The sequence below is a fragment of the Pseudomonas sp. 86_A genome (assembly GCF_017491705.1).
Lineage (GTDB): Bacteria > Pseudomonadota > Gammaproteobacteria > Pseudomonadales > Pseudomonadaceae > Aquipseudomonas > Aquipseudomonas koreensis.
Map to the genome: position 1 here is coordinate 1 of NZ_JAFGYS010000226.1, position 255 is coordinate 255.

General features: G+C 56.9%; 1 rRNA gene. It reads right to left on the reverse strand.

Annotated features, from left to right (window positions below):
* Positions 1 to 255, reverse strand: a 16S ribosomal RNA gene (locus tag J5M57_RS29185); the annotation flags it as partial.

Consider the following 255-nt stretch of genomic DNA (forward strand, 5'->3'; position numbering starts at 1 on the left):
TGGTGTGACGGGCGGTGTGTACAAGGCCCGGGAACGTATTCACCGCGACATTCTGATTCGCGATTACTAGCGATTCCGACTTCACGCAGTCGAGTTGCAGACTGCGATCCGGACTACGATCGGTTTTATGGGATTAGCTCCACCTCGCGGCTTGGCAACCCTCTGTACCGACCATTGTAGCACGTGTGTAGCCCAGGCCGTAAGGGCCATGATGACTTGACGTCATCCCCACCTTCCTCCGGTTTGTCACCGGCA